This is a genomic window from Variovorax sp. P1_H12_2 (genome assembly GCF_056405335.1).
Genome location: NZ_JBFUCI010000330.1, coordinates 1 through 7,341, shown reverse-complemented (window position 1 = coordinate 7,341; position 7,341 = coordinate 1). Strand labels below are relative to the sequence as shown.

The 7,341-nt window shown below is 66.3% G+C and carries 6 protein-coding genes and 1 pseudogene; 2 read left to right on the top strand and 5 right to left on the bottom strand.

Annotated elements, in window-relative coordinates:
* The 5 genes and pseudogenes from AC1D2K_RS25780 to AC1D2K_RS25760 all read right to left on the bottom strand — a co-directional run.
* Positions 1-323: pseudogene (locus AC1D2K_RS25780) on the bottom strand (ABC transporter permease); the annotation flags it as partial.
* A 4-nt stretch (positions 324-327) separates the two neighbouring features.
* Positions 328-1,101 carry an ABC transporter ATP-binding protein gene (locus tag AC1D2K_RS25775; protein ID WP_478092078.1) on the bottom strand — a complete coding sequence of 258 codons (774 nt, stop codon included), beginning with the start codon at positions 1,099-1,101 and terminating at the stop codon, positions 328-330.
* A 25-nt stretch (positions 1,102-1,126) separates the two neighbouring features.
* Positions 1,127-2,128, bottom strand: a complete 1,002-nt coding sequence (locus tag AC1D2K_RS25770; RefSeq protein WP_478092076.1) for an ABC transporter substrate-binding protein — start codon at positions 2,126-2,128, stop codon at positions 1,127-1,129.
* Positions 2,129-2,164: 36 nt separating this feature from the next.
* Positions 2,165-3,901, bottom strand: coding sequence for a hydantoinase B/oxoprolinase family protein (locus tag AC1D2K_RS25765; RefSeq protein ID WP_478092074.1), 1,737 nt, complete (start codon positions 3,899-3,901; stop codon positions 2,165-2,167).
* Positions 3,898-6,018 carry a hydantoinase/oxoprolinase family protein gene (locus AC1D2K_RS25760; RefSeq protein WP_478092072.1) on the bottom strand — a complete coding sequence of 707 codons (2,121 nt, stop codon included), beginning with the start codon at positions 6,016-6,018 and terminating at the stop codon, positions 3,898-3,900. Before AC1D2K_RS25760 ends, AC1D2K_RS25765 begins: the two co-directional genes overlap by 4 nt.
* A 212-nt stretch (positions 6,019-6,230) precedes the next feature.
* On the opposite strand from AC1D2K_RS25760, the gene AC1D2K_RS25755 reads away from it, so the two are divergent.
* Together AC1D2K_RS25755 and AC1D2K_RS25750 are read left to right on the top strand one after the other, a co-directional pair.
* Positions 6,231-6,914, top strand: coding sequence for a TetR family transcriptional regulator (locus AC1D2K_RS25755; RefSeq protein WP_478092070.1), 684 nt, complete (start codon positions 6,231-6,233; stop codon positions 6,912-6,914).
* Positions 6,915-7,051: 137 nt separating this feature from the next.
* Positions 7,052-7,341, top strand: a 290-nt coding sequence (locus tag AC1D2K_RS25750; RefSeq protein ID WP_478092068.1) for a RidA family protein, incomplete at its 3' end; no start/stop codon positions are given.

Sequence of the window (7,341 nt, the reverse complement as noted above, 5' to 3'; positions counted from 1 at the left end):
ACCTTGGGCACCGCGTTCAGCGCGACCAGCAGCGAGTAGAGTGTGCGGTCCAGGAACTTCGAATACACGATGCCGATCGCCGCAGCCACGCCGAGCAGCAGCGCGAGCGCGAAGCCATAGAGCGTGGTGCGCAGCGTATCGAGGCTTTCGAGCAGCAGATAGCCCGGCTGGGCGAAGAACTGCGCGATGATCTTGGACGGCGCCGGCAGCAGGAAGTCGCGAATGCCCAGCGTTCGCACGCAGGCCTCCCAGATCACGAGCAGCACCAGCAGCGTGAACATCGCCTGCCGGCTTCGCTCGGTTCGGGCCCAGATGTATTTCATGGTATCAGCCCTTGAAGATGCCGATGTCTCGGAAGGTGTCTCGGATGCGGGCGACGTAGGCGGCGAACTCCGCCGTCTCGCGGATGTCGAGCCCGCGCGGTCGCTCGAGTTCGATCGGGATCACGTCGGCGATGCGGCCGGGCCCACGCGCCATCATTACCACGCGGCCGCCGAGGTAGACCGCCTCGGTGATCGAATGAGTGATGAAGACCACGGTCTTGCCCGTGGCCAGCCAGGTCCGCTGCAGCTCGGCATTGAGCTCGTCGCGGGTGAACGGATCGAGCGCACCGAAGGGTTCATCCATCAGTAGCAGCTGCGGGTCGAGCAGCATGGCGCGGCAGATCGACACGCGCTGGCGCATGCCGCCGGAGAGCTCGCGCGGGTAGCGGTCGAGGAAGGCCGACAGCCCGAACAGGCCGAGCAACTCGCGCGCCCGAGGCTCGTGCTGGCGCCGATCGAGATCATGGAACTCGGCTGCCACCAGCACGTTGTCGAGGATGTTGCGCCACTCGAGCAGCAGGTCGCGCTGGAACACCACGCCCATGTCGTCTGGCGGCGCATCGATGTCCCTGCCGCGCAGTGCGAGCTTGCCGCTGGTGATCGGCTCGAGCCCGGCCATGCAGCGCATCAGCGTGCTCTTGCCGCAGCCGCTCGGGCCGACGATGCTGACGAACTCGCCTTCCTCGATGTGCAGGTCGATGTCCTGCAGCGCATGGATCGGCTTGCGCTCCGAGCGGTAGATCTTGTTCAGCCGCTCGATCTCAAGGAAGCTGGACACGGGGGTGTTCCTCGCGGGAGCGGGTTCAGACGGCCAGGAGCGCATTGGTGTAGTAATCCGAGGGTTTGTGGCCGGGCTTGATCTGGCCGGTCTGCTCCATCGACTTGATCGCCGCGGCCCAATCGGCGTCGGTCTGCAATCCGAACGGCAGGTTCTTGGCGGTCGGACTCTCGAAGAACGGGCGATAGGCGGCGATCTGCCCGCGCAGCACGTCGGCATCAAGCTTGGCATTCGGCCGCTGGGCGATGATCGCGGCCACCGCCTCGTCGACGTGGCCATCGTGGATGTACTGCCAGGCCTTGACCTGCACCTGGACGAACTTCGCGATCGCCTCGCGCTTGCTCTCGAGGGTCTTCGGCGTCAGCGCCAGTCCGTAGCTCGGGAAGCTGATGCCGCTGTCACCGAGGAGCAGCGCCGATGCCTTGCGCGTCTTCAGCACCATCGGCTGGCCGAACGGCGCCTGCGACATGAAGCCGTCGCTGTTGCCCGATGCATAGGTCGAGATCATCGCGCTCGGCGCGACCATCACCAGCTCGATGCTGCTCTTCGTCATGCCGTTGGCCTTGAGGAAGGGCTCGATGAAAGGCGCCCACGGGCTGGTCGTGAAGCAGACGATCTTCTTGCCGGCGAGATCCTTGGGCGTCTTGATGCCCAGCGACTGGTCCATCAGCACCGCCAGGTCGCCGGTGCGCGCGAAACCCGCCACCGAGATCAGGTCGAGCCCGTTCTCCTTCGCGACCGCCATCGTGCCGAGTGCGACCTGGCCGATGTCGGCCTGGCCTGCCGACAGCAGTTGCAGGGTCGAGATGGTGCCAGTGCCGTCCTGCACTTCGACGTCCAGGCCCTGCGCCTTGAACAGGCCTTTCTGCAGCGCCAGGTGCATCGCACCATGCATGCCCCAGGGCGAAAAATCCAGCCTCACGCGCAGTTTCTCCGCGCCTTGCGCACGCGCTGGCGCGCCGCCCAGGGAAAGGACGGGCAGGGCAATCATTGCCGCCAGCCCGGTGCTCAGTGTCCGTCGCTTCATTGCATTCTCCGGTTGCAGGTTGTGGGTGGAATCCGTTCAGGAAGGGGTGCTGGCCACGCGCTCGGCGCGCAGCGCCCGCGTCGCGGCGGGGTCGGCCTTGCCGGTATGCGGATCGACGATCGCCAGGTAGTGCTGCCGCACGAACGCCGCGCTCAGCTTGCGATTCCAGACGTCTTTCTCGATCTCGGCCAGCGGGCGTAGCAAGGGATTGCCGAATCCGCCGCCGCCCGGCTGGATGTGCGTCACCTTGTCGTTTCGTGCAATCTGCATGCCGACCTTGCTCGGCAGCGCCTCGTCGACGTCGCCGCGCGTGAGGATGTTCGATGCCGCGGCTGCCGCGCCACCGCCATCGAGGCCGTAGGGCTGAAACTTCATTCGGTCGGCGCGCAATTGCAGCAGCACGTCGTCGGCCAGCACGCGGTAGCTGCGCTGGATGCCGAGGCCGCCGCGGTAGCGGCCGGCACCGCACGAATCGGGCTGCAGCTCATAAGACTCGACTCGCACCGGATGCTGCGCTTCCAGCGTTTCGATCGGCGTGTTGGACAGGTTCTGCGAGGCGTTGGTGATGGCCTCGACGCCATCGGCATGCGGCCGCGCGCCCCAGGCACCGCAGATCATGTCGACGATGATGTAGGGTTGGCCATCGTCCCGCTTTCCCGACAGGCAGACCACCGTGTTGCCGCCCTCGCCCGCCGCCGGGATGCGGTCGGGAACCACCTGGGCCAGCGCACCGAGCATGGTGTCGAACACCCGGTAGCCGGTGAGCGCACGGGCCGCGACGGCCGCCGGCTCGACCGGATTCAGCACCGTCCCTTCGGGTACGTGGATCTCGACGCAGCGGAATACGCCGGCGTTGTTCGGCACGTCGCCCTTGAGCGCGCAGCGCACGCTCAGGTAGGTGCACGAGTTGGTGTACGAGCGGGTCGAGTTGATGGCCGCGCGAACCTGCGGCGACGAGCCGGTGTAGTCGACGCTGACGTGGTCCTCATGCACCGTCAGCGCGACCCGGATCGGGATCGGCTCCGGCGACAGGCCGTCGTCGTCGATGAAGTCCTCGAAGGTGAAGGTGCCCTTGGGCCAGGTCCGTATCTCGGCACGGGTCAGGCGCTCGGCGTAGTCGAGCAGCTCGGCGAAATAGGTGCGTGCGCCCTCGCGGCCATAGCGGTCGAGCAGGCTGGTGAGCTCGCGCACGCCGACCTGGCAGGCGGCGTACTGCGCGCGCAGGTCGCCGAGCACCCGGTCCGGCACCCGCACGTTCTGCGCGATCACGCGCTCCATGATGTCGTTGACCTTGCCGCCGTCGTAGAACTTGACCACCGGGATGCGCAGCCCTTCCTGGTAGATCTCGGTCGAGTCGCTGGCGTTGGAGCCCGGAACGCGGCCGCCGACGTCGGTGTGGTGGCAGATCACGACGCAGAAGCCTTCGAGTTCGCCCTGGTAGAAGAACGGCACGAACATGAAAATGTCGGGCAGGTGCATGCCGCCCTGGTACGGGTCGTTGACGATGATCGCGTCGCCGGGCGCCAGGTCGTTGCCGTAGCGCGCCTTGACGGCCTCCATCGCCTCGGGGATCGCGCCCAGGTGCAGCGCGATGGTCTTGGCCTGCGCGATCATCCGCCCCTGGCGGTCGCAGATCGCGGCCGAGTAGTCCATCACGTCCTTGACGATCTCCGAGCGCGCGGTGCGCAACACGGTGTAGGCGACCTCGTCGACGATCGAGTCCATCGCGTTCTTGATCACGGCGAAGGTGATCGGGTCGATCTGGATGGTCATTGCGCTTGCTCCTGGAGGTCGATGATGATGTTGCCGATCGCGTCCGATCGCACGCTGCAGTGCGGCGGAACCACGATGGTGGTGTCGTAGGACTCGATCACCATCGGCCCCTGCTCGGCCGACTGGCCGATCCTCGCACGCGGCACGATGCGCGTCATGACGGGCGCTTCGCCGGCCGCGAAACTCACCAGCCGGGTGCCGCTCTCGCCCTGTAGCGCGGTCGCGTCGACCTGGCAGCTGGCGAAGTCGAGGCGGTGCTTGCTCCGGCCGCGCGCCGAAACCCGCAGGTTGACCAGCTCCAGCGGCTCGTCACTGCTGTAGCCGAAGGTCTGCTGGTACATCGCCTGGAAATCGCGCGTGAGTTGCGCGACCACGTCGGCGTCGAGGCGCGCCGACGCCAGCGGTATCGTGAGCTCGGAGCTCTGGCCCAGGTAGCGCAGGTCGACGGCCAGCACGGCGCTCGCGTCTTCCGGCGGATAGCCTTCCGATGCCAGCACCGTGTAGCCCTTGTCGGACAGCGCATTCGCGATCGCGCCTATGGCGGCCGGCTCGCAGTCCGCGAGCGGCCGCAGTACGGCCTTGACGAAGTTGTGCTCGGCATCGGCCGACAGCATGCCGGCCGAGCAGAACACGCCGGCCATGATCGGCGCGATCACCCGCTTGATGCCGAGCAGCCGGGCCACGGCGACCGCATGCAGCGGACCGCCGCCACCGAAGGCGATCATCGACATCTCGCGCGGATCGCGGCCGCGTTCCACCGTGACGGCGCGGATCGCACGCGCCATGTTGACGTTGGCGACGTGGCGCACGCCATGCGCAGCAGCCAGCAGGTTGAGCCCGAGCGGTCGGCCAACGTCGTGTTCGATCGCCGTCTTCGACAGTTCGGGCGACACTTTGAGGCTACCGCCCGCCAGCGCCTTGGGATTCAGGTAGCCGAGCACCATGTTGGCGTCGGTCACCGTCGGATGCGGATTGCCGTTGCCGTAGCAGGCCGGGCCCGGGTGCGCGCCGGCCGATTCCGGGCCGACGCACAGCAGGCCGCCGGCATCGATCCAGGCGATCGAGCCGCCGCCGGCGCCGACTTCGGCGATGTCGATCGCCGGCACCTTGAGTACGTAGCCGCCGCCCTTGACGAAGCGGCTCGGCGCACTGATGCCGTCGCGGAACTCGTACTCGTTGGTCAGCGAGGGCTGGCCGTTCGCGATGATCGAAGCCTTGGCGGTGGTGCCGCCCATGTCGAACACGATCAGGTCGGCGTCGCCGCCGAGCGCGCCGATCTCGACCGCACCGGCCACGCCGCCCGCCGGTCCCGAGGCGACCGCGAAGACCGGCTTGTCGCTGGCCGAGGCGATGCCCATCATGCCGCCGTTCGACGCCATCACCTGCAGCGAGGCAGTGATGCCCATGCGCGTGAGGTCGTCGCGCAGCCGGGCCAGATAGGTGCGCATGGCCGGCAGGATGTAGGCGTTGACCACCGTCGTGCTGGTGCGCTCGTACTCCTTGATCTCCGGCAGCACTTCGCAGGAGACGCTCAGCAACAGCTGCGGAAAGTGCTGCTGCAGCAGCGCCTTGGCCGCCAGCTCGTGCGCCGGATTGATATAGCTGTTGAGGAAGCAGATCGCGAGCGAGGTCACGCCCTCGTCGGCCAGCTGCCGCGTCTCGTCGAGCAGTTGCGCCGTGTCGAGCGCCGTGACGACGCGGCCCTGCGCATCGATGCGCTCGCGGATGCCGCGGCGCCAGCGCCGGGTGGACAGGGGTTCGGGCTTGGACCAGCCGAGGTCGAACATCGTGGGCGTGCGGATGCGGCCGATCTCGAGCACGTCGCGAAAGCCCTCGGTGGTCAGCACGCCGGTCGGCGCACCGACCTTCTGCAGGATCGTGTTCGAGGCCGTGGTGGTGCCGTGCACGATCTCGGTGATGTCGCCGGGCGCCACGCCGGCCTGATCGATCAGCGCGCCCAGGCCGTTGACGATCGCCAGGCCGAGGTTCTCCGGCGTGGTCGACGTCTTGTTCACGAACAGCCTGCCGTCGGGCAGGGCCAGGACGATGTCCGTGAAGGTGCCTCCAATGTCGCACCCGACGCGGACGCCTCGAGAGGCGCTCTTGGTCAAGTTCATCCGCTACTCCGTTTCACATGCCTCGCGGCTGGTTGATAATCCGACTCTCCGATAAACTAACTAACTAGCTAGTCCAATATGAAGCGAAATATAGGAGACGTGATGGCCGCCTGTCAACGCGAACTTTCATCAGTTTCGGCAAGAGGTTCGGGATGGGCCCGCTAAACTCGCGCGGCCGGGTTGGGCCCAGCCCGCAGGAGACCGGTGAATCCATGACAGAAACCAAGGCCGCCACGGCCAAGCGCCGGCCACGCAATGCGCAGGCCACGCGCGAGCGCATCGTCAAGATCGCGAGCAAGGAGTTCGCCGCGCACGGCTACGACGGCGCGCGGGTCGATGCCATCGTCGCGCGCTGCAAGATCAGCAAGAACCTGGTCTATCACTACTTCGCGAGCAAGGAAGCCCTGTTCATCGAAGTGATGGAGCATGCCTACGGCGCCATGCGCGAGCGGCAGAATGAGCTCGCGCTGACCGGCGACAACCCGGTCGAGGACATGCGCGAACTGGTGATGAAGACCATCCAGCACTTCATCGATCAGCCTGATTTCCTGCAGTTGCTGTCGACCGAGAACCTGCACAAGGCGGCGCACATCCGCAAGTCCAAGCAGATCGCGGCGATGTTCAATCCGCTGCGCACGGCCCTGGCCAACGTGCTCGAGAAGGGCAAGGAACAGGGTGTGTTCCGGCTGGATGCGGACTGGGTCGATCTCTACGTGTCGATCTCGGGGCTGGGCTCGTACTTCATCACCAACCGCTACACGCTGTCGTATGTGCTCGGCGTCGACCTGGGGGCGCCGGACCGCGTGCAGGCACGGCTACACCATGCGGCCGACATGGTCATCAGCTACCTGTGCGACAAGCGGGGGCTTCCGGCGCCCCCTTCAATCGCTTGCTGAATCCGCGCAACGGTCATCTGAGTTCTCCTTGGCGTCGACGACCCGGCACTTTACGCGGCACTTCGCTTCCTGAAGAATGTGCCGGCGGGTCGCATCGGCACCTCGCCGGGTCCCCTTCTTCACGAAAGGTACCGAAAATGACGACGGAGTTCTTTCGAGAGAGCAATGCGGGTACACGAACGCTGCCGCGCTCGCTGGCGACGAAGGCCGGCGGCTTCGTCTTTGTGTCCGGACAGGTGGCCAGGGACGAAAACGGCAACGTCGTCGCAGGCGGGATCGAGGCTCACACGCGCCAGACGATGAAGAACGTCGCTCATGCACTTTCATTGGCCGGTTGCACGCTCGAGGACGTGGTGAAGACCACGGTCTGGCTCGATGACGCACGCGACTTCGATGAATTCAATCGCATCTACAGCGAGTTCTTCCC

Bases quoted from the DNA above. Each gene is read 5' to 3' on its own strand.
- AC1D2K_RS25770 (WP_478092076.1), bottom strand. From the start codon at position 2,128: ATGAAGCGACGGACACTGAGCACCGGGCTGGCGGCAATGATTGCCCTG.
- AC1D2K_RS25755 (WP_478092070.1), top strand. From the start codon at position 6,231: ATGACAGAAACCAAGGCCGCCACGGCCAAGCGCCGGCCACGCAATGCG.
- AC1D2K_RS25760 (WP_478092072.1), bottom strand. From the start codon at position 6,018: ATGAACTTGACCAAGAGCGCCTCTCGAGGCGTCCGCGTCGGGTGCGAC.
- AC1D2K_RS25765 (WP_478092074.1), bottom strand. From the start codon at position 3,901: ATGACCATCCAGATCGACCCGATCACCTTCGCCGTGATCAAGAACGCG.